Here is a 19621-nt window from a genome sequence, read left to right as displayed (position 1 = left end):
ATGCCGCCGTCATCGATCTTTCCGTCAGGGTTTCGCAGGAGGATCGCTCACCGCTCGTCGTTGATCAGTCGTCTGCGAGCGACCGTCCGGGCGTCGGTCGACCGTACTCATCCCCTTGCCCGCCATCGAATGTGGTAGCGATCCGCTCGCCAGCGCGCTTCGCGCCGACGACGTTGCGCGCGAGCGGACCGACTGTTCCCTCAGCGAGGGCACCGGTCACGTAGACCTGGGAACCTTCTCCCTCCCGACGTTGCCAGGCCAGCGCCTCGTCGTTGAGGACCGGCACGTTGCAATAGCCACGTTCGAGATCAAGCCAAGAGGCGATACGGGCAGCCGTCGGTGAGTCGAACGGCGACTCGAATCCGGTCGCGAGGAGGATGCGTGTGACAGTTCGACTGGTCCCGTCGCCGAACCGCACGAGCAGTCCGTCAGTGACCGGTGCGACCGTTTCGATAGTGCCATGTCGGCAGTCGAGGTGGGTATGCCGTTCGAGATCCTTGATCTCGTCGAACAGATACGGCGGTATCGTGCCGTCGTTCCGTGCCTGCTGTACGGTTCGGTAGCGTCGTTCAGAACCGGGTGGATAACAGTGCAGCTCACGTTCGACGTGTCGCCAGTTGATCCAGCACGGATTTGCTTCCGATTCGGCTGTCTCGATCGGCGTTCGATGACAGAGCGTTACGGAACCGCCCCGCTCGGCGAGCGTAGTCACGACCTGCCCTGCTGTAATCCCACCACCGACGACGAGTGACTCTCCGGATGCCGTAGTTTCTGTGGGTGAGAACGACTCGTTCCAGACGTGCTGGATTCGTTCGTTGTCCGAGATTGGGTCGGCCCACGTCGGCCAGGTATACTCGCCCCCCATCCCGATAGCCAAGACCAAAGACCCAGCGTCGAAGGAACCGCCCGTCGTCTCGACCGTGACGCCGTCATCCCGTCGAGTCACGTTCGTCATCCGCGCTTCGACGACCGACTCCGTGAGATTGTGCTGATCCACGACAAACTGTGCGTGGTCGAGGAACAGTGACAGCGTCGGTCGTGGCGGGTAGTTCCTGGTCGGGACGAGTTCGTGTTCTCGGTCGCGCCCCTCGGCGAACGACTCGAGACTGAACGGTTCCGGTGAGACGTGCTGGACAAACGTCGAACGTAGTGTTTCCATCCCGCACTGTCGAGCCTTCGCCTCGAAGGCTGCGAGCGGTTCCCCGTGTTCGTCGATGATACGGATGTTGTCCGTCGTCAGGTCAGTCTCGGCGAGCAGGCGGACGGCGAGAGTCGTCCCGTGGATGCCACAGCCGACAATGACGACTGCAGTGTCGCGGTGGGTCTCACCGTCTTTCGTCATCGGACCCTCCATCGGCTTTCGGTTCGGCAGTGGCGTCGCCGTGAATCCGCTCGGACAGCTTGTTGAGTCGCCACCGGCCGGTTCTGTGCTGCATTCGCGTCGGAACTCCGAGCCGCCGATACACCAGAGACAGCACGTAGAGCCCGATTCCGGTGAGGACGATAGTGCCGCCCGCTGCGAGTCCGTACTGATAGGAGAGCGTCACGCCCGTGACGACGGTGATTTCGGCCACGAGGACGCCCGCGAGAAGGGAGCGCTTGAAACTGCGCGACCCGTCGGCAGTCGCGACTGGAATGACGAGCAGTGCGGCGACGAGGATGACACCCATGACCTGCATCGCGCTGACGACGACGAGCGCGGTCAGGACGACCATCAATCGGTTGTACCAGGTGACGCTGATACCCGCTGCCCGTGCTGCTGTGGCGTCGAAGGTGACGTACAGCAGCGGTCGGTAGGCGACCGCAACCGCGGCCGACACGAGTCCGGTCATGAAGACCAGGAGACCGACGCTGGCTTTGGAGACCGTTGCGAGCGAGCCGAAGAGGTACGCGTCGATACCGACTGCAATGCCACCGTCGGTCGCCGTGATGAGCACGCTCCCCAGCGCGAAGCCGCCGGTCAGCACCATCGCTAGCGAGGTGTCCGTCGAGACGTCGCCGTACTGGACGAGCAGTTCCACGAGCAACGCCGTGCCGACGGCAACGACGAGCGCGCTGTGAATCGGTGCGAGCGACAGCGAGAGGGCGTTGTTGACGAACAGCCCCACGGCAACGCCGGCGAAGGCCGTGTGCGCGAGTGTGTCCGCGATCATCGACATCTCTCGGTGGACGAGGAACGTGCCGACGAGCGGACCGATGATCCCGATACAGATTGCGGCCAGATAGGCACGCTGCATGAAGGCGTACTCGAGTGCCGGCATCCCGAGCACTCTCGCAAGCACTTCCATGAACGCACCGTAGAGATCATCGAGGAACCAGTCGAACGGGGCGAACGCGAACAGCGTCAGCGAAGCGGTAGTTCCGAACATATCAGTGATCGTGTTCCAGCACGGCCTGTTCGGCCCCATAGGCGTCGGCCAGGGCGTTCGTCTCGACGAACGTCTCGGGGTCGCCATCGAAGTACAGCTCCCGATTGATGCAGACGATCTCCGTCGCGTGGTTGGTGACGACACCGATGTCGTGCTCGATGAGGATGATGGTGATCCCATTCGCGTTCAGATCGTGCAGGAGGTCGTAGAAGGCTTCACGTGACTCGGCGTCGACGCCGACCGTCGGCTCGTCGAGGACGAGCAGGTCCGCCTCTGCAGCCAGCGCGCGAGCGATGAACACCCGCTGTCGCTGCCCACCGGACAGCCGGCTCACTCGGCGATCTGTCAGTTCGGTTAGATCAACGCGTTCGAGCGCGTTGTCGATCGCTCGTCGGTCCGTCTCCGAGAAGCGACCGACCAGCCGATGGGGGTACCGACCCATCGTGACAGCTTCGCGGACAGTGACTGGCATACGACCGGCCGCTTTCGTCGCGTGCTGGGCGACGTAGGCGACCCGTTCGCCGTCGTCGAACGCGTGTGCCGGCTCGCCGAACAGCCGAACCGCTCCGCTGTCTGGACGGCGCAGTCCGAGCATGAGTTCGACCAGCGTCGTCTTTCCCGACCCGTTCGGGCCGACGAGGCCGAGAAACGCGCCCGGCTCGATTTCGAGAGAGACGTCGTCGACCACGGGACGGTCGGCGAAGGCAAAGGACGCGTTCTCGACGGTCACGACTGCCTCCGAAACCGTCTCGACCGTTGTACCGTTCATCGCCACTCCCCGAGGTCGGCGAAATCCGTCACGTCGGCCGTCAGCCACTGCGCCAGCAACGAAATCTCGTCCACGTCCGACGGATAGATCGTTCTCCGGGGTGGCCCGTCTTTGGAATCGACGACAGCCGACGCCAGTTGCGGTGGCTGGTCACAGTCACGACTGACGACCCAGTCCGGGTCAGTCTCACGTCGATGCGACTCGCACTCACTCGTCATCGTGCGTCGAGTGCCTGCTCCAGGGTGGGGAGGTTGACGTTCTCCATGACCTCGACGTACCCCCAGCCTTCGTCAGCCCACTCCTGGGTCTGTCCTGGAATCGGGGTCAGCGGGAGTACCTCTTGGGCGTCCGTTTCTGCGACGAGTTGGTTGGCAGCCGTCTGACTTTCCAGCGGGTCCGCACAGACGTACTGGAGATCGTGCTCGTCGATGAGTTTCTGTGCCTGCTCGATGTCCTCCAGCGTCGGCTCATCGTCCGGCGAGACGCTCGTCAGCGTCTTGGCCTCGAACCCGTAGCGAGCGCCGAGATAGCCGAAGGCGTTGTGCCCTGCGACGAAAACGACGTCCTTCGAGGCCCCGTCGAGACTGCTCTGCATCGAACTGTGTAGGTCGTCGAGTTCCTGCTTGTACGCGCTGGCGTTGCTCTCGTACGTGGACGAGTTCCCGCTATCGACGTTCGCAAAGCCCTGCTGAATGTTGTCGACGGCCGTCTTCGCCCGAACCGGGTCGATCCAGAAGTGCGGGTCCATCCCGCCCGGGTGGTCGTGGCCGTGTCCGCCGTCGTGACCGCCCTCACTCTCGTGATCGTGTTCACCTTCGTGACCGTGATCGCTTTCGTGTTCACCTTCGCCTTCGTGGCCGTGGTCGCCCTCGTGCTCGTGTCCACCAGCTGTTTCAGTCACTTCTGGCGAGACCAACGTGCCACTCTCGTTCGACAGCGTCGCGCTGAACTCCGAGGGAACGTGCTGGGCGAACAGCACGTAGTGTCCGGCTGACTCGATCTGGAGACGGTAGTTCGTCGTCCCGCTCTCGGCGAACTGTAGCGTGAAGAGCGACTCCGAGGACGGCGTGAGTGTCCCTTCAGCTTCGACCGGCGTGTGTGCGTCGTGACCGCTCTCGTACAGCGAGTGTGCAGTTTCTTCGACGTGGTGGATGCCGTGGTCGCCACCCTCATCGGTCGCGAGGACGGCAAGGTGCATCCGTGGATCCGGCCCCTGCTCGAACTCGTAGGTGTACGTTCCGGCGTCCAGGTGATACAGGCCAGCCCACTCCCACGGGGGCGAGCCGCCGTGTCCGCTCTCGTCGCTGTGTTCGTCTTCGCCTTCGTGGCCGTGCTCTTCTTCGTGAGCGTGCCCGGCCTCGCGAAGGTCGACACCGGCACTGGCGTTCACGAGGGCGACGTCGGCGTCGTCGGATTTGATCGTCTCGACGATGTCGTCGGCCCACGGCTGGAAGCCCTCCATCCCGTGAACGAACAGGTCCGATTTCAGGACGGTCTGTTGCACTTTCGGCCCCGGTTCCCAGCCGTGGCCGTGCTGGCCCACCGGAACGAGCGTCTCGCCAGTCGCTGTGTCGCCTGCGACCTTCGAGGCGAAATCACCGAAGACGAAAAACGACGCCTGGGCAGTCGTCCCGCTGGATTCGTTGCCGCCCCCCAGACAGCCAGCGAGGGCACTTGCAGCGACTGCTCCGATTCCACCAGTAACGAATCGTCGGCGTGTATGTTCTGCCATCAATTATTATCGATAGTCGACTAGGTAATAAGAGCTATGATTTTTAGAAGCAATCTTAATAACAATATTTTTACTACATGGTGAGATCGATCAGAGAGTCTCGCCTGCACCAGTGAAACAGCTAAAAATCAGCTGCTATTGGCACTCACCATTGTACTAGGTGCAGAGGATGGCGTCAGTACACTCAGTTCGGTTCTTCCAGCTATTCGCTAGTCACCGTCTCCGAAATATGAATAGAGATATCCCGGTCGTTGTGGCTCTGTGACGGAACTTGGTGGACTACTCTTCTCCCCCCGCTGAGCTTAGTCTTCCAGTCCGAAATCTGCGAGCGAATGTGTATGATGCCAGAAAGCCACTACCTCATCAACATCGAACGTGAGGACACCGTCAGTCAACTGGATTGTAATGACACCGTCCTCAATCGCCGTATCGTGGAGGTGCATCTCCAATGGTTCATCGAATTCCGAGACTGCGATCATCAGTTCACCTTTCGCTTCGAGTTCCGATTGGAGTTCTGCTGTTTCTACTACCATCGCATATAGGAATACGATTTACCGAATAATAAAAATATGTTTTTCTTCCCAGAGTCCTGTTTTCGTCAAAACAATTTAGTCCGTGGAATACGCTTTGATCCCAACGAACAATATTCAATGCACTGAATAAATACCTCATTTTCGCCATCTTTGGCAAGGGCTACTTCGAGAAATACTCGATAACACTCGCTGCAAGGCCGAAAACAAGCGACTCGATACGCCGGTTAGGCCAATTCGGAAAACGGTGAGTCGTCGGCTGTCTGGTCTGCGTCGGATCGAACCGCGTACGCAAGCGTGTAGTAATCTCGTTCGCCGAGTTCGTCCGGATCGTCAGTGATGAGTGGGTCCTCATCGTCCATGAACAGTCGCCGTCCGAACGTCACGTCGTAGCCCGCGGCGGTGAGTTTCTCGTGGGTCGTCGGCACGTCGGTGACTTTGAACAGGATCATGCGTTCGGGACCAGTCGGCGCAGCGCCGTCAGCAGCCTCACGCAGACAGAGTTCCTCGCCGGCCTCGATATCGACGCCGAAGACCGAGGCGAACGCCGTCACCGAACTGACGCCCGGAACGACTTCGACATCGACATCCGAATGCTCCCGTTCCAGCGTCCGGCGAAGATGTCCAAACGTCGAGTAGATACAGGGGTCGCCGAGCGTCACGAACGCCCCGTCGCCGTCGAGCGCAGTCGGCGCGACAGCGTCAGCCGCCTCTCGCCATGCACGCCGGAGTTCCTCGGGATCGCGCGTCATAGGGAAGTCCAGATCACCGAGTTTGGATTCTGCGACGTACTCCCGAGCGACTCGCCGGGAGAGTCGTCCGGGCGTGTACACGACCGCGACATCTTCGAGCACGCGCTTGCCCCGAACGGTGAGCAGGTCCGCTGCACCGGGACCGAGGCCGATACCGTACAGCGTCATCGGTTACGTGCCCTCATCGTAGCTCTCGACGCCGTCCTGAACCACTTTCTCCGCGAGTACAGCACACGGGACGCGCATCGGCGTCAGCTCGATTCCCAAGAGATCGAGGGCGTCCTCACGGTCGAGGTCACGAACCTCCGAGAGCGTCATTCCCGGGAGCTCTTCGGCAAGCAGGCTCGCGCTCGCGATGCTGATCGCACAGCCCTCTCCAGTAAACGTGACCTCTTCGATCGTTTCACCGTCCTCCGTGAGTCTGAGGTCGAACGTGAGTTCGTCGCCACAGGAAGCGTTCTCGCCAGTGTGAGAGACGGTAGCTGGCGAGAGGCGCCCCCACCTTCGAGGATTGCGGTAGTGATCCAGGATTACCTCCTGATACATTTTCGAACCCTGCATCTACGCTACCTCGTGTCGGGTTGCGAGTCCGGCGAGGTGCGGTGCTTCCGGGACGATGATGTCGCGTGACGCCAGCCGAACCGCGTTGACGCTTCCCGGGAGAACGAACACGGGCACGTTCTGGACGATGCCAGCGGTCGCCCGCGTGGCGATGGCACGGGTTCCGACCTCGTCCCACGACAGTCGATGAAACGCTTCCGCGAAGCCGCCCAGCTCTCTGTCGAACAGGTCGGCCGCGGCAGTGGGTGTCACGTCGTCGATGGTCACGCCGGTGCCACCGGTCGTCACGACGACATCCACCTCGTCGCGACCGACGAACTCGCCGAGTGTCGCCTGCACCGCCGCATACTCGTCGGGAATCAGCGTGCGGGCCGTCACGATGTGGTCTGCTCGCTGAAACACGTCCGCGAGACAGTCACCGCTTGGATCCGTCGGTCTCTTGCTGACCGTCGGGTCTCGCGAGGAAGAGACTGTCACGACGCCCACGCCGAGCGGGTCAACGATGTCGTGGTCATCTGCGTCGGTACCTCGCCGGTCGTCTTGCGCCGGCAGCGTCCTGTTCTGAAGACTCATACGGTCGCCACACCCCATTTGTCGACATCGGCATCGAAGACGAGTTCTTCCTCGGCACGGCCAGGGAACGGGTTCTCGTAGCGCTCCCAGTCCTCGTCCATCTCGACATCGGTCAGCAGACAATCGTCGAGCGAGTTCTGGATCGCGGTTTCGTCGAGGTCGTGGCCGATGAACACGAGGTCGATCTCGCGGTCACCCCACTCTTCGTCCCAGTCGAGGTCGGGTCTGGCTTCTCGGTACGCCTTCCGTTGAAATTCAGGCATGGTCGCGGCCCACTGGCCGTTGACGTCCACTTGAACCTGTGTGCCGGCGAGGTTACAATTGAGCGCGTGTCGCTCTCTGCCGGCGACCCACATGAGTCCCTTCGCGCGGACCACGTCGGCAGGAACGTCTGCGAGCCAGTCGACAAGCCGCTCGGGGTGGAACGGTCGCGGCCGACCGTAGTTACACGAGGTCAGCCCGAACTCTTCGGGCGGGTGGAGGTGATCATCGTGGTCGTGTCCCTCGTGGCTGTGTCCTTCGTTGTCGTGACTGTCCTCGTGGTCGTGATCGTCTGAATCGTGACCCTCCCCGTCCTCGTCGTCCGTCGCTTCCTGGTGATACTTGTGTGCCTGTTTCCAGCCAGCGCCGCCACTCACCCGGTCGAGGTCGAATCGTCCCACGTCGAGGAGGACACACGGGTCGACCCGTCCGCGTTCGGCTGTCTCGATGTCTGCCTGTGGCTGCAAGGCTCGGATCAGGGACTCGACCTCAGCTAACTCCTCGTCCGTGACGAGATCCGTCTTGTTGAGCAGGACCAGATCACAGAATTCGACCTGTTCGGCCAGGAGATCCGAGAGAGGTTTCGCGTCCTCGGTCACCTCGTTGACTTCCGCACCGGCGATGAACACGTCGTGGAACAGCGCGGCATCGACGACGGTGACGATGGTGTCGAGGTTGTAGTGAAACGCTGCCTGGCGATTGCTCCGCACTGTCTGTGCGACTTCTGCGGGGTCGCTCATTCCAGAGGGTTCGACAACGAGCGCGTCGAACTCGACTGTCTTGGCCAACTCGACGATCGTCTGGCCGAACTCATTGGCGAGCCCACAGCAAATGCACCCGTTCGAGAGCTCTGTTACGGTGGTCTCGTCGTCGTCGAGCGTGACCTGCCGCTCGACGAGGGCAGCATCCACGTTCACCTCGCCCATGTCGTTGACGAGCACCGCGATTTCCCGTTCTTCGGGCGCGTTTTCGAGCAGATGGTTCAGCGTCGTCGTCTTCCCGGCACCGAGCCCGCCGGAGAGGATCGAGACTGGAATATCGGAGGCCGACATGGCTACTGGTCTGCGAGGGCCAGTTCCTCCTGGAGGTCAGGTGCGAACGGGTCGACGTAGTTGCTCCAGTCCTCGTCCATCTCGGCGTCGGACAGCAGACACTCGTCGAGACGCTCAACCAGTTGCTCCTCGTCGACGTCACGGCCGATGAAGACGAGTTCGATGCCCCGATCACCCCACTGGTCGTCCCACTCCTCTTTGATCTGGGGACGCGCAGCGAAGTACCGCTGCTGTTGGGGCTCGGGGAGCGTCGCGATCCACTGCCCTTTCGGCCCGGCGCGCACGGACTGGCCGGCCTTGTCCAGTCCCATCGACACGTCTTCGCGACCGGCCGACCAAAAAAAGCCTTTGGCACGAATCACGCTATCCGGGAGCTCTGCAAGCGTCCGGGCGATTCGCTCGGGGTGGAACGGCCGCCGGCGCTCGTAGACGAACGAACTCACACCGTGTTCCTCGGCAGCGGCGTCGTGATGATGGCCGTGCTGGAGTTCCTGTTTCCACCCCGCGGATTGGCTCACCTGCTCGAAGTCGAAGCGTCCAGTCCCGAGGATCTGTTCGGGTGCGACTTCCCCGTGCTCGGTTCGGATGATCTCTGCCTGCGGTTGGAGCGTCTCGATGACGGCCTCGATCTCGTCCAGTTCGTCGTCAGGCACCAGATCGCACTTGTTCAATAGCAACACATCACAGAACTCGATCTGATCCATGAGGACCTCCTCCGGAACGCGGTTGTCGTCCGGTTCCAGATCGTCGTCGGTCAGTACTTGACCCGACTCGAAGCCCTGCCAGAAGCTGTGGGCGTCGACGACGCTCACCATCGTATCGAGTCCATACACGCCCGTCGGGTCGAACGAGGCGTCCTCGAAGCCCTGTGCGAACGTCTGTGCGACCGGAATCGGTTCGCTGATTCCCGACGATTCGACGAGCAGGTAATCGAACTCACGGGTTTCAGCGAGCCGACCGACCTCGTCGAGCATGTCACCGCGTAGTCGACAGCAGATACACCCGTTCGACATCTCGATGACCTCTTCGTCTTCCTGAGAGAGGTCGGATTCCTGTTCGACGAGATCGGCGTCGACGTTCACCTCACCCATATCGTTGACGAGGACTGCCGCGTCGAGTTCGTGGTCGCTGTTCAGGACGTGGTTGAGCGTCGTCGTCTTGCCCGCCCCGAGGCTCCCGCTCAAAACCGTCACTGGAATCGGATCGGAGTTATCGGTACTCATAGCCATAGATATGAAATCTACACACTTGAATATTAGTTATTACGAAACTAAGATAGAGTATTAATAATTCTGAGTGCTGGGTCAGGTGCGTCTTACAAGCGAGATGTTGACGCGACCGACCGCATCGAAATCACGGAGATCGTACAGGAGGCTCCGTATCTGGGCAGCATCCCCCTGGCAAAACACCGTTTCGAGACACCAGTCTCCCTCGTGTACGTGACTGGTCGACGCGATGATATCGTCGTACTCGTGTTGCACGCCATGGATGTCCTCAATGATTCGCTCGTGTTCATAATCGAACGCGAGGACGGCGACGACTGTGCCGTCGACCGATTCGAGGGCGGTGTGTGACTCGATATACTCCGTCATCGCCTCTCGGACCGCTCGCGAGCGTGAGTCGTACCCTTCACGCTGCCACGTCGCATCGAAGTCGTCGAGCAGTTCCTCCGGGATATTGAAGCTGGTACGCATCGCTGTTGCTAATTATGAAGCCCAGTATAATATTTGTTCATAGTTCTCGAAGAGTGTTACATAATCTCGATAACCGTGCTAACAGCCCTTATGCACCCAGAAATCGTAGGATGAGGTGCAATGTGCCACTGCTTTGGTGCGGTGACGGAACTGACCGATGAAGAGCGACGGGAACTGGTCGAGGACCACTCGGAACAGGAACTCCGAGATGCGTACTCGGATGACGAACTCGAGACGCTGGGAATTGCAGCGTAGCACGCCTCACAACGTTGGTCGTTGAATCGAATCGACGGGAAACAGTGAGTATTCGACCTGCACATCTTCGTTGGTCGCTTCGACATCGCGGACGAACTCCGAGACAGTCGCCAGTTCTCCCTCGATGATGAACGTCTCGACACATCCCTGATCGTCGCAGATGCAACTGTGTGAATTCGACCGGACGGCACTTGCGTGTGTGTGCCGAAGCTCGGTCATTTTCGTCTCCACAGCCGGGCTGTCGTACGGAAACAGCGCGCTTACGATCGCCACAAGGTCTCGGTCTTCGAGTGAGGGTTCCCGGAACTCCTGGACCAGTTTTCGTCCAGCTTCTCGAAAGAGTTCGCTCCGCCCAGAGTAGTCGTGGGTCTCGACAATGTCGTCGATTTCTTCGAGAAGATCCTCCGGCATGGAGACGCTGACAATTCCCATATCATAAAAGAGGACGCCAATATAATAAAATCTGTTATTACACAATTCAGTATTGATAGTACGCCTCCGCCGGAATACGATCTCTACTGTGGGAACTTACCTTGTTGCCGCACGTGGTTGTTACTCTGCACGGATGATTTAGTAATTCAGAATAAGAAGAGCGGGCGAATTATAACAACTCTTTTTATGGCATTGTCACTAAGATAATAACGCAATGGCATACGCGTGTTCCACCTGCGACGCAGAGTTCCAGAGTGCAGCTGGTGTCACCCAGCACGTGGCACTTCACCACGACACCTGTGCGGAATGTAACGAGGAGTTCGACGAGACTGATCAGCTCCGCGAACACATCCACGAGTCGCACTGAGTCGCCCGCGGGTAGCGACGATCTTTTCGAGGAGATAATACACACCCAACATCAGATACTACTCCTTACTAATATTGATGAAGTTATTAATAGCAAGTTCACGAAACGGAGAGTAGATGAGCTACACGAAGACCAACTACGAGGACGTCGACAAAGTCTCGGACGCGATGCACTTCCTGCGAGAGCCACTGGAGTGCCGCCAGATTGGTATCACCATCGCTCGCTGTGAGCCGGGATGGAGATCACAGCCACACGATCACACCGAAGACGAACACGAGGAGGTGTACGTGTTGATCACTGGGTCGGCGACAGTTCGTGTCGACGACGAGGACGTTCCCGTGGAGAGCGGTGACGCGGTCTGGATTCCCCCAGCGGCGACGCGACAGATCCGGAACGGCAACGAAGAGAGCGCGTTCGTCTTGGTGAGTGCGCCGAGCGACAGCGACGACGGTGCTAATGGTAGCCCTTCGTGGCGAATGAGCGGATTTCAGGGGTGAAATCTATGGATCCAGTATTACCGTGGCGACTGCAAACCGAGGATTCTAGAGAGACCCAGTTCCGCCACGATACAGGTTTGTCATCCGGAGACCAATCATGAGTTATGACGAGTGACCGTTTCGACTACGAGGCGATTGGTGTAATCCGGACGCCCTTCGAATCACCCGAAGGGATGCCAATCCAGCCGGTCGGAAACGATGCCACAGAGGGAATCGTCGAAGTTGAGGAGGCATACGAAGACGGGTTGAAGGACCTGAACGGGTTCACTCATTGTATCCTGCTCTACCATTTCCATGAATCACCCAATCGATCCTCACTACACGTCGTACCGTTCCTCGATGAGAAAAAAAGAGGCGTGTTCGCTACACGGGCCCCACAACGGCCGAACCGAATCGGGATTTCAATTGTCGAGATCGATACCATCGCGGGCCAAAAAGTAGTCGTGGACGGAATCGACGTCGTTGATGGAACCCCGTTGCTGGATATCAAGCCATTCGTTCCCGAGTTTGATGTTCCGGACAGTGCGGATACGGGTTGGCTCGACGCATCGATATCAACTGTTCGATCAAAACGAGCCGATGGAAGGTTCCGTTAATAAGCCTAGTTCCGGTACGACCGGAGACAAACAGTGTCGATTGGGAGGTCGTCAGTTGATTCTTACCGCATCACGTCGGCCTCACTGACCGAGACGCTCCCGGATGTCCGAGACGTATTCGACGAACTCGATGTCCGTTCGCTGACGGGGCCGATCCAGCGAGACGTCGACGACATCGTCGACTCGCCCGGGATCGGCAGCCATCACGAGGATGCGATCCGCGAGCGTGACAGCTTCCTCGACTTCGTGGGTCACGAACAGGATGGTTTTGTTCGTCGCACGCCAGATGTCCAGTAGTTCCCCGTGGAGCGTATCACGGGTGTTCGGATCGAGGCTCCCGAATGGTTCGTCCATCAGGAGCACGTCGGGATCGACCGCGAGCGCGCGAGCGATGCCGACACGCTGTTTCATCCCACCTGAGAGTTCTTTCGGGTAGGCATCCTCGAAGCCAGACAACCCGACAAGGTCGACCAACTCCTGGACGCGTTGCTCGCAATCCGGACACTCACAGGTCGGGCGGTCGAGCCCGAACCGGATGTTCCCCCGTACGGTGCGCCACGGGAACAGCGCGTAGTTCTGGAACACCATCCCACGGTCGATACCGGGCTCGGTCACCCGCTCGTCGTCGACGTAGACACCGCCCTCGCTCGGCGCTTCCAGGCCCGCGATGGCCCGAAAGAGCGTCGTCTTGCCACAGCCAGACGGGCCGACGATACAGAGAAACTCCCCGTCTGCAACTTCGAAGCTCACGTCGTCGAGCGCGGTGACGGCTTCCCCGCGAACCTCGTATCGCTTTGAGAGACTGTCGACGGCGATTTTCGAATCACTGTCTGTCACAACACCCGACTCCGCGGGTGAGTCAGTCAGCGCCATGCCAGAACCCTCCGTTCGAAGGTGCGGAAGCACACGTCCATTCCGACGTAAACGAGGCTGATGACGAAAATGTATGCGACGCTGGTGTCCACTGCGAGGTTGTTCGAGGCGTTGATGATCTCGTAGCCGACGCCCGGTGCCCCGAACAGCTCCGCCCCGACGACGATCATCCAGCACCGACCGATGCTCGTCCGGAAGGCAGTAAGCACGCTCGGGGCGGCGGCCGGCAGCATCACGAGGCGAATCATCTGCCAGTCAGTCTCGACGCCGAGGCTGGACGCGACCTCCGTGTAGTCCGTCGAGACGCCTTCCACGCCGCTGTAGGCGCCGTAGAAGTTGATCCAGAACGCGCCGACGAAGACGATGAACGCAGCGCCCGTGTGATGGATCCCGAACCAGAGGATGGCGAAGACGACCCACGCCAGCGGGGGGATTGGTCGGAGGATGCGAACGAGCGGCGTGAGATAGTCGTCGAGTCGCCCCGACCAGCCCATCGTCACACCGAGGGCGATCCCGCCCGTCGCTCCGAGTAAGACTCCCGGAATGTAATGCAGGAGACTCTGCCCGAGTTTGAACAGGCCGACTGGAATCGCCACGTTCCCGACGAGTGGCAACGCGACGGGTGTCGACTCGGTGAACAGGTCGACGAAGGCAGTTGCTGAGGCGATCGGCCCGGGCAGGAGATACGACGGCGTCGTCACCTGGGCACCGGCCCACCAGACGACTAGGAAGGCGGTGAGACCGATCGCACCGCGGCCGAGTCGAAGCGGGCTGCTATCTTCGAACAGGCCGAGCACGCTCGTCTCGTCATCGCCGTCGGTCGCTGTTCCGAGACTCATCGTGCGATTGCGTCGTACGCTCCGAAATGGAACAGCTGCTCGTTGTCGACGACAGCGTCCGTGTTCCCGACATCGGCGACGTACTGTGCCATGGTCTCAGTCTGACTGGTTATCGCGTGCGGGTCCGAGAGGAAGTTCGATGCGGTAGAGTCCATCGCTCGCACCGCGAGGTCGTCACTCACACCGGACCCGATGACTGCGCTGGCGTCTCTGGCAGCCGCTTCCGGGTTGTCGCGGATGAAGTTCGTCGCGTCGACGTGTGCCGAGACGAGTCCCTCGGCCACGTCCGTATCGTCGACGACGCGCTTCTGGGCGAACAGCACAGTCACCGGGTGGCCATCGAGAACCGCACCGGACCACGCGACCTCCCGAAAGTCCGCGTCGTTGCCGATGACAGTTGCAAACGGCTCTTGAATGATCGTCGCATCGATATCGCCTGCCTGCATCGTCTGTGGCGCGTTGGCCGGTGGCACCTTCGACTTGGATACGACCGACTCCAGTTCCCCGAGTCCGAGGTCCTGTTCGATCCAGTATCGTAGGACGACGTCCGGGACGCTCCCGTCTGGTGGGGCACCGAACCGAACCTTCCGGCCGTTCTGGGACTCGAACCGCTCGAATGCGTCTCGACCGTGCTCAGCATACAGATCGGCGAACGCGGCGGTCCCCATCATCTTGAACCCTTCACGGGAGTTCGCCGCCAGCACACTCGCTGGTTTTCCTTTATCAACAAGAACCATCGAGGGCGTGATTCCGAACAGAGCAACGTCTATTTCGTCACTGGCGAACGCTTTCACGACGCTTGGACCACTTGAGAAGCGCTCGGTCTCGACAGGTACTGGAATGTCGTCGTAGAACCCCTCTTTGTCCATCACGTAGTGATGCATATTCGGATAGATCGGAACGTAGGCGACGGTGAGTCGGTCGAGCTCACCACTGGTACCGCCGCCAAGACAGCCCGCCATGGCTGTGAGTCCGACCGTTGCGAGTGTCGTTCCGCCTCGAATAACATCGCGCCGTGTCCTCTCTCCCATGTAGTACCAACACTCAGCTCTGTTCTAATAACAGTTGTTAATAATAACTTTATTTTTAATACACTGGTGGCGGTAGCGGATAGCCGAACTGGGGATAGGACAGTGGTAGATCACAGTGTGGTTATAGGGTCAGTGCTGGGCCGAGCGGTTGAAAAGTCACTGAGCAGTGGCCGTCGGCACTAGGACGGCGGAGAGGAGTAGCGACCGACGAAAGACTTCAGGAGATGAGGCTGATGTCGTCGACGGGGTGAACGCTGTAGTCGACCGAGATGGTATCCTTGGTCGCACGGATCTTCCCCACGAAGGTTGAGATCTCTTCCAGTTGGCCTTCGAGGACGAATAACTCCATGCAGTAGTGGTTACCCACGTGGCTGTGGAAGTTCGACACGACGAGGTCTTCGTGATCGTGACGAAGATGCATCATTTTTTCCTCGACGCTCGTCGTTTCGTAGTCGAACAGGACAGTGACGATCGCCATTAGCTCCCGGTCTTCGAGTCGCTTATCCTCGAACTCGCTGAGGAGGTTTCGAACGGCTTCGCGGACGATTTCACTGCGGCCGGTGTACCCGTGGTCGTCACCGAACTCGTCGATCCGTTCTTCCAGTTCGTCCGGCATCGAGATGCTTACGACTCCCATGTATTAACACTGGAGTAGGGAGTTAATATAGATTCATACTTTCGTGGCGTAACTCGTCGGCAGTTTGTTAGTGAGGCAGTTCATGGTTGATATCTGTCGTTGTCAGAAGGACAGAAGGCACACATCAAAATCATCCTCCGAAGTTGTGGGAAGTTGAGACTACGGAGGGTTTAGCGGGGCTGTAATGCGTGAATTTGACCGATGCGATCGTAGAAAATACCTCAGATCACTCTCCAAGCGGCCATTCTTGTCACACTTCCGATCGTATGGGTGAATATTCGAGACTTCCAATAGTATAGCCACTCAGACGGCGCGCTAACCCAGACAGAGTGCCTATCTACCCGATTCCAGTCTCCTTCTTCAGCAGCGTCAGCGTATTGTCGGCCGTCACAATGGGTGAGTGTTCGTACTCACCAGTCAACTCGACTTGGACGAGCAACTCGACCGCTCGCCAGATCGAGTACAGCAGACACGCAAACGCAAAGTAGAAGAATCGAAGCCCGAAATCCTTCGACGTAGTGGCGGCCATGAATCGCTTTATCGATCTGTAGCCACTCTCGATTTCCCACCTGTAGCCGTACTCGGTGAGGTGGCCACTGGCCCCATTCGTCATGAACACCGAGTACTGCCGATAATCGTCGTGCTCAGAGTCTTTTTTCAGGCGGTAGATCAGCGTCGTCTCGTGCCACTCGTTCTTCCCAAGATGGAGTTTGCGGTCGGTCTCGTACCAGTCTTGATCGCGCCGGAGCAATCGTTTTGCCTGGGCTTTCTCGCTCGTCTGCATCCGCTTCGGCACGACGTAGGAGAGCCCACGTCGGCTGACCATCTCCAGAACGTGTTGACTATCGAACTCCCGGTCCATCAGGACGTTATCGACGTGAACGAGCTCTTCAGCCGAATCAAGCAAGTCCTCGACGATTTCCAGTCGCGACTCGCCTTTCCGTACCGGGCGAGCATCAAGGACGAGTGGGACAGCGTTGCCGACCAGTTGGACCGTCGCCCACTGATAGGCGTATTCGTCGGTCTTCTCTTTCGTCCCGATGATTTCGTCTTCGTGCCCCGTTCTATCACCGGTGAAGGGGTCAGCTTCGGTGATATCGATAGCGACGATGCCCGCTCGAAAGAACTGCTCCGTCTCCGCGACTTCGCTCAGGAGCCTGTTGACGGCCTGTCGGTACATCTCGCGAATCTCTGATACCGAGAGATCGCGAATCTGCTCGCGATGGGCGTGCCCTAACGGTGTCCGCTCACGAGTCGACTCGCAGGTGAAGCTACGAGCGCCCTCGTTGGCCGCGAGGCGCTCACGAAGTCCGAGATACGTCTGTAAGTCCCAGTAGGCGTTCTCGTGAATCTCACAGCCGTCTCCACGATCCAGCGAGAATGCCGGGAAGACAATGTGACTGACGTGGTCGGTGATTGTCTTTGCTCGCTCCAGAACGGTCTGATCATCTGGTACTGAGTCGTCTTCAATATCGTTCCGATAGCTGAGCTTCCGCTCTGGCTCTCGTGGAATCGCGATACCGGCATTCTGGGCCTTGATGAGGATCGTTCGAGCTGCCGTTTGGACGGCCTCGCGTAGGTCGACAGAGAACCGCTCGTGCCAACTGCGCCATACCGTCGATTGATTCGGCATACGCTCAAAACCGAGGTCTCGTCGGAGTGCCGGTCGCTGTTGGAGGAACGTCAAGACTGCCGTTTCGTGGTCCCAGCCGTGAATCTCTTTGAGCAAGAACAACCGCACCAACTGTGGCATCTGATATCGCGTAGAGCCAAAATACTCGTCGTGCTGCCCAAAGTCGACGTATTTCAGCGGATACTGACATATGAACTCCGCAATCGACTCGTGGGCGTCGTGATCGAACCAGACTCTGGCGACGGTTCGAATGTCCGATTGGAGAGCAGAAACTGAACTCCGGTCGTATAGTGGTGTCGACCCGTATGCAGGCCACTCGACATGCTGTAACTGTGCGATAGTCCGAAAGACATCCCGTCGCGATTGCTCTGTCGATGACATAGTAGATAACGTTATGTTAAGGGCTTGAAGCCGGAAATCGAAGCAATGAACAGTCCAGTAGATCGAGCGGGAGAGTTTTGATGCTGATTATACGAACCGCTCGATACAGCTCATCGCCTGACTGATATCTTGGCATCGAGAGCCGGCCAACTCACGACAGTCGACGCAGTCAATGCCACCAGAATCAACGTCGCCGTCGCCAAGTGTGATGTCACGATAACCGGTTCCAGCGACTCCGTGACGGTCAGCCCACCCAGCACGACTTGAACCGGTAACAGGAGAGCGGCGAATACAGCAGATCCTCTCACGATGGCTCTCTCCCGGGTATACCAGGCAACGAGTGCCGTCGAGATGATTAGCAGTCCGACGATCATTGCGAGCCCACGGTGGGCCCACTCGGCAAAGATCTGGAGTGCCGAATACGGCGAGTTGGTGATGATCTCCGGGTGTAAGAAGGGGACGACCGTTCCGTAACACATCGGCCAGTCGGGACAGGACAGGCCAGCCCCGATCGCACTCGTGTACGCACCGAGAATCATGAGTACATACGTCCCTGCCAGCGTGACCGAGGCGAGCTGGTGATATCTGATACGTCGAACAATGGCTTGTGGGCGGTACGAACGAGTGTGTGTTTCTTCCATTGTATCTTCTCCTTCTTGTCACTCGACAGTGATAGTCACGTCATCCATTCCACCCATGAGCCCGCCGAAGGCCGTCTCGTATCCTTCGTGCCGTGCGGTCTGCGGCTGGACGGTCACCCGCAACGAGAGTTCGTCACCCGATTCGACACCGTCAACGACTGCGCCGTAGTGGTAGTTCAGGTTCGGATCGAGCGTCCGTGTGAATTCACCCTCGTAGACTGTCTCGCTCCCCCTCGAGAGCGTGCCTTCCAGTCCCATCGCGGGGAGAATCATCCGATTGTACCGGGACCGTGCGGACACGGCGACGTACTGTCCGTCCCCGTCGATACCGGCTGGCGGCGTCTCGAGTACGGTCACGACGAATTTCGCATCGTTACTCATCCCGGGGCCGATGACTGTGCCCGGAAGGTCGCTTTCGGACGGCGCCAGCGAGTCGGGCATCATCTCCATTTCCATCGGGTCAACCGCCCCGGGCGTCGCGGTCTTGTCCTCCATTCGCTTGAACATTATCTCCTCTTTCGCCTGCTGGCTGTACTCGAATGGAATCTCGACGGTCGTTGGCTCCGAGAACCGTCCCTGGAATGCTCCCGACCGGCGGGTGGACATCGCACCGACGCTCAGTTTGACGGTGTACTCTCCATCGCCATTCAGCCCGAAGTTCGACCCGTAATGAAAGCCCATCGGCTGAGAGAGCATCGGATAGATAGCCTCCTGGGTGACGAGCGAGTCGCCTTGGTAGATCTCCGCCGAGAGTCCAGTGTCCGGAAGCACCGTCATCGTCTCGGGGTCCCAGACGCTCGCCATCAGGTGGACGTCGTCCTCGTCGGCGATTTCGGTCAGCGAGACGGAATCGCCGTTGACATTCCAGAACCGGTGGGCATAGCTGTACATGAGTCCAAACGCGTAATCGCCCTGGGTGGCCATCCCGGACATCTTCATCCCCTCGACGTGACTTGGAATGTAGATAGCGTCCGGTCGATCTTCCGGGATCGGCGGGATGCCAATCGGCCGTGTTTCGGTTTCCAACAGTCCCATACAGCCGGCGAGGGCTGCCGACCCGGTGAGAGCAGCGCCAGCCTGCAACAACGCACGTCGATTCATGCCCGACACTCAGAACCCCCGGAAAAAACCGATTCTGGTCCGGTC

At 59.2% G+C, this 19621-nt stretch carries 24 protein-coding genes; 4 read left to right on the top strand and 20 right to left on the bottom strand.

Features of this window, described 5'->3' with window-relative positions; genetic code table 11:
• Positions 1-64 precede the first annotated feature (64 nt).
• The 12 genes from MU521_RS15575 to MU521_RS15520 all read right to left on the bottom strand — a co-directional run bounded on the left by MU521_RS15575 (position 65) and on the right by MU521_RS15520 (position 10293).
• Positions 65-1342 (bottom strand): FAD/NAD(P)-binding protein, encoded by a 1278-nt coding sequence (locus MU521_RS15575; RefSeq protein WP_092694750.1) that lies wholly within the window; start codon positions 1340-1342, stop codon positions 65-67.
• Positions 1326-2369: a metal ABC transporter permease gene (locus MU521_RS15570; protein WP_092694706.1), complete on the bottom strand. Its 1044-nt coding sequence runs from the start codon at positions 2367-2369 to the stop codon at positions 1326-1328. Before MU521_RS15570 ends, MU521_RS15575 begins: the two co-directional genes overlap by 17 nt.
• Position 2370: 1 nt before the next feature.
• Positions 2371-3138: a metal ABC transporter ATP-binding protein gene (locus MU521_RS15565; protein WP_092694708.1), complete on the bottom strand. Its 768-nt coding sequence runs from the start codon at positions 3136-3138 to the stop codon at positions 2371-2373.
• Entirely contained in the window at positions 3135-3356 is a 222-nt protein-coding gene (locus MU521_RS15560; RefSeq protein ID WP_092661391.1) for a DUF7511 domain-containing protein, read from the bottom strand. The genes MU521_RS15565 and MU521_RS15560 overlap by 4 nt, the downstream gene beginning before the upstream one ends.
• Complete coding sequence (locus MU521_RS15555) at positions 3353-4870, bottom strand: metal ABC transporter substrate-binding protein (RefSeq protein WP_092694711.1); 1518 nt, start codon at positions 4868-4870, stop codon at positions 3353-3355. Before MU521_RS15555 ends, MU521_RS15560 begins: the two co-directional genes overlap by 4 nt.
• A gap of 302 nt (positions 4871-5172) precedes the next feature.
• The gene (locus MU521_RS15550) at positions 5173-5403 is read right to left on the bottom strand and encodes a hypothetical protein (protein ID WP_092661395.1); all 231 of its coding nucleotides are present in this window, start codon (positions 5401-5403) and stop codon (positions 5173-5175) included.
• Between the two features lie 224 nt (positions 5404-5627).
• A complete protein-coding gene (locus MU521_RS15545) occupies positions 5628-6320 on the bottom strand; it encodes a cobalt-factor II C(20)-methyltransferase (protein WP_092694713.1) in 693 nt (230 codons plus the stop codon).
• Between the two features lie 3 nt (positions 6321-6323).
• Positions 6324-6713, bottom strand: a complete 390-nt coding sequence (locus tag MU521_RS15540; protein ID WP_092661400.1) for an iron-sulfur cluster assembly scaffold protein — start codon at positions 6711-6713, stop codon at positions 6324-6326.
• The gene (locus MU521_RS15535; protein ID WP_092661402.1) at positions 6714-7286 is read right to left on the bottom strand and encodes a MogA/MoaB family molybdenum cofactor biosynthesis protein; all 573 of its coding nucleotides are present in this window, start codon (positions 7284-7286) and stop codon (positions 6714-6716) included.
• The gene (locus MU521_RS15530) at positions 7283-8599 is read right to left on the bottom strand and encodes a CobW family GTP-binding protein (protein WP_092694715.1); all 1317 of its coding nucleotides are present in this window, start codon (positions 8597-8599) and stop codon (positions 7283-7285) included. Before MU521_RS15530 ends, MU521_RS15535 begins: the two co-directional genes overlap by 4 nt.
• A 2-nt stretch (positions 8600-8601) precedes the next feature.
• Positions 8602-9822, bottom strand: coding sequence for a GTP-binding protein (locus MU521_RS15525; RefSeq protein WP_092694717.1), 1221 nt, complete (start codon positions 9820-9822; stop codon positions 8602-8604).
• Positions 9823-9903: 81 nt separating this feature from the next.
• On the bottom strand, positions 9904-10293 hold the full coding sequence (locus MU521_RS15520; RefSeq protein WP_092661408.1) for a CopG family ribbon-helix-helix protein: 390 nt from the start codon (positions 10291-10293) through the stop codon (positions 9904-9906).
• Between the two features lie 120 nt (positions 10294-10413).
• On the opposite strand from MU521_RS15520, the gene MU521_RS21500 reads away from it, so the two are divergent.
• Complete coding sequence (locus tag MU521_RS21500; RefSeq protein ID WP_280141397.1) at positions 10414-10548, top strand: hypothetical protein; 135 nt, start codon at positions 10414-10416, stop codon at positions 10546-10548.
• A 6-nt stretch (positions 10549-10554) separates the two neighbouring features.
• Here the strand turns inward: MU521_RS21500 and MU521_RS15515 are convergent, their stop codons facing one another.
• Positions 10555-10980 carry a CopG family ribbon-helix-helix protein gene (locus MU521_RS15515; protein ID WP_092661410.1) on the bottom strand — a complete coding sequence of 142 codons (426 nt, stop codon included), beginning with the start codon at positions 10978-10980 and terminating at the stop codon, positions 10555-10557.
• A 214-nt stretch (positions 10981-11194) separates the two neighbouring features.
• On the opposite strand from MU521_RS15515, the gene MU521_RS15510 reads away from it, so the two are divergent.
• The 3 genes from MU521_RS15510 (at position 11195) to tsaA (ending at position 12440) form a co-directional block, all read left to right on the top strand.
• Positions 11195-11347: a C2H2-type zinc finger protein gene (locus MU521_RS15510; RefSeq protein WP_170845425.1), complete on the top strand. Its 153-nt coding sequence runs from the start codon at positions 11195-11197 to the stop codon at positions 11345-11347.
• Positions 11348-11463: 116 nt separating this feature from the next.
• Positions 11464-11844, top strand: a complete 381-nt coding sequence (locus MU521_RS15505) for a cupin domain-containing protein (RefSeq protein ID WP_092694720.1) — start codon at positions 11464-11466, stop codon at positions 11842-11844.
• Positions 11845-11948: 104 nt separating this feature from the next.
• Positions 11949-12440 (top strand): tRNA (N6-threonylcarbamoyladenosine(37)-N6)-methyltransferase TrmO, encoded by a 492-nt coding sequence (gene tsaA, locus MU521_RS15500; RefSeq protein ID WP_092694722.1) that lies wholly within the window; start codon positions 11949-11951, stop codon positions 12438-12440.
• 81 nt (positions 12441-12521) lie between these two features.
• Here tsaA and MU521_RS15495 read toward each other — a convergent pair whose 3' ends face one another.
• The 7 genes from MU521_RS15495 to MU521_RS15465 all read right to left on the bottom strand — a co-directional run bounded on the left by MU521_RS15495 (position 12522) and on the right by MU521_RS15465 (position 19576).
• Positions 12522-13313, bottom strand: a complete 792-nt coding sequence (locus MU521_RS15495; RefSeq protein WP_092694724.1) for an ABC transporter ATP-binding protein — start codon at positions 13311-13313, stop codon at positions 12522-12524.
• Positions 13304-14152 carry an ABC transporter permease gene (locus MU521_RS15490; protein ID WP_092694726.1) on the bottom strand — a complete coding sequence of 283 codons (849 nt, stop codon included), beginning with the start codon at positions 14150-14152 and terminating at the stop codon, positions 13304-13306. The genes MU521_RS15495 and MU521_RS15490 overlap by 10 nt, the downstream gene beginning before the upstream one ends.
• Entirely contained in the window at positions 14149-15183 is a 1035-nt protein-coding gene (locus MU521_RS15485; protein ID WP_092694728.1) for an ABC transporter substrate-binding protein, read from the bottom strand. The genes MU521_RS15490 and MU521_RS15485 overlap by 4 nt, the downstream gene beginning before the upstream one ends.
• Before the next feature lie 217 nt (positions 15184-15400).
• Entirely contained in the window at positions 15401-15820 is a 420-nt protein-coding gene (gene nikR, locus MU521_RS15480; protein WP_092694730.1) for a nickel-responsive transcriptional regulator NikR, read from the bottom strand.
• A gap of 337 nt (positions 15821-16157) precedes the next feature.
• On the bottom strand, positions 16158-17834 hold the full coding sequence (locus MU521_RS15475; RefSeq protein WP_092694732.1) for a transposase: 1677 nt from the start codon (positions 17832-17834) through the stop codon (positions 16158-16160).
• A gap of 110 nt (positions 17835-17944) precedes the next feature.
• Positions 17945-18475, bottom strand: a complete 531-nt coding sequence (locus MU521_RS15470; RefSeq protein ID WP_092694734.1) for a COX15/CtaA family protein — start codon at positions 18473-18475, stop codon at positions 17945-17947.
• A gap of 18 nt (positions 18476-18493) precedes the next feature.
• Positions 18494-19576: a DUF7350 domain-containing protein gene (locus MU521_RS15465; RefSeq protein ID WP_092694736.1), complete on the bottom strand. Its 1083-nt coding sequence runs from the start codon at positions 19574-19576 to the stop codon at positions 18494-18496.
• Positions 19577-19621 lie beyond the last annotated feature (45 nt).

This window comes from Halorientalis regularis (assembly GCF_023698535.1).
Lineage (GTDB): Archaea > Halobacteriota > Halobacteria > Halobacteriales > Haloarculaceae > Halorientalis > Halorientalis regularis.
The sequence above is the reverse complement of the archived record's forward strand: the minus strand, read 5'-3'. Positions and strand labels throughout refer to the sequence as shown.

Coding starts and splice junctions, on each gene's coding strand:
- MU521_RS15545 (WP_092694713.1), bottom strand. CDS start 6,320: ATGACGCTGTACGGTATCGGCCTCGGTCCCGGTGCAGCGGACCTGCTC.
- MU521_RS15490 (WP_092694726.1), bottom strand. CDS start 14,152: ATGAGTCTCGGAACAGCGACCGACGGCGATGACGAGACGAGCGTGCTC.
- MU521_RS15560 (WP_092661391.1), bottom strand. CDS start 3,356: ATGACGAGTGAGTGCGAGTCGCATCGACGTGAGACTGACCCGGACTGG.
- tsaA (WP_092694722.1), top strand. CDS start 11,949: ATGACGAGTGACCGTTTCGACTACGAGGCGATTGGTGTAATCCGGACG.
- MU521_RS15470 (WP_092694734.1), bottom strand. CDS start 18,475: ATGGAAGAAACACACACTCGTTCGTACCGCCCACAAGCCATTGTTCGA.
- MU521_RS15495 (WP_092694724.1), bottom strand. CDS start 13,313: ATGGCGCTGACTGACTCACCCGCGGAGTCGGGTGTTGTGACAGACAGT.
- MU521_RS15540 (WP_092661400.1), bottom strand. CDS start 6,713: ATGCAGGGTTCGAAAATGTATCAGGAGGTAATCCTGGATCACTACCGC.
- MU521_RS15550 (WP_092661395.1), bottom strand. CDS start 5,403: ATGGTAGTAGAAACAGCAGAACTCCAATCGGAACTCGAAGCGAAAGGT.
- nikR (WP_092694730.1), bottom strand. CDS start 15,820: ATGGGAGTCGTAAGCATCTCGATGCCGGACGAACTGGAAGAACGGATC.
- MU521_RS15530 (WP_092694715.1), bottom strand. CDS start 8,599: ATGTCGGCCTCCGATATTCCAGTCTCGATCCTCTCCGGCGGGCTCGGT.
- MU521_RS15575 (WP_092694750.1), bottom strand. CDS start 1,342: ATGACGAAAGACGGTGAGACCCACCGCGACACTGCAGTCGTCATTGTC.
- MU521_RS21500 (WP_280141397.1), top strand. CDS start 10,414: ATGTGCCACTGCTTTGGTGCGGTGACGGAACTGACCGATGAAGAGCGA.
- MU521_RS15520 (WP_092661408.1), bottom strand. CDS start 10,293: ATGCGTACCAGCTTCAATATCCCGGAGGAACTGCTCGACGACTTCGAT.
- MU521_RS15555 (WP_092694711.1), bottom strand. CDS start 4,870: ATGGCAGAACATACACGCCGACGATTCGTTACTGGTGGAATCGGAGCA.
- MU521_RS15525 (WP_092694717.1), bottom strand. CDS start 9,822: ATGAGTACCGATAACTCCGATCCGATTCCAGTGACGGTTTTGAGCGGG.
- MU521_RS15485 (WP_092694728.1), bottom strand. CDS start 15,183: ATGGGAGAGAGGACACGGCGCGATGTTATTCGAGGCGGAACGACACTC.
- MU521_RS15570 (WP_092694706.1), bottom strand. CDS start 2,369: ATGTTCGGAACTACCGCTTCGCTGACGCTGTTCGCGTTCGCCCCGTTC.
- MU521_RS15515 (WP_092661410.1), bottom strand. CDS start 10,980: ATGGGAATTGTCAGCGTCTCCATGCCGGAGGATCTTCTCGAAGAAATC.
- MU521_RS15565 (WP_092694708.1), bottom strand. CDS start 3,138: ATGAACGGTACAACGGTCGAGACGGTTTCGGAGGCAGTCGTGACCGTC.
- MU521_RS15475 (WP_092694732.1), bottom strand. CDS start 17,834: ATGTCATCGACAGAGCAATCGCGACGGGATGTCTTTCGGACTATCGCA.
- MU521_RS15535 (WP_092661402.1), bottom strand. CDS start 7,286: ATGAGTCTTCAGAACAGGACGCTGCCGGCGCAAGACGACCGGCGAGGT.
- MU521_RS15510 (WP_170845425.1), top strand. CDS start 11,195: ATGGCATACGCGTGTTCCACCTGCGACGCAGAGTTCCAGAGTGCAGCT.
- MU521_RS15465 (WP_092694736.1), bottom strand. CDS start 19,576: ATGAATCGACGTGCGTTGTTGCAGGCTGGCGCTGCTCTCACCGGGTCG.
- MU521_RS15505 (WP_092694720.1), top strand. CDS start 11,464: ATGAGCTACACGAAGACCAACTACGAGGACGTCGACAAAGTCTCGGAC.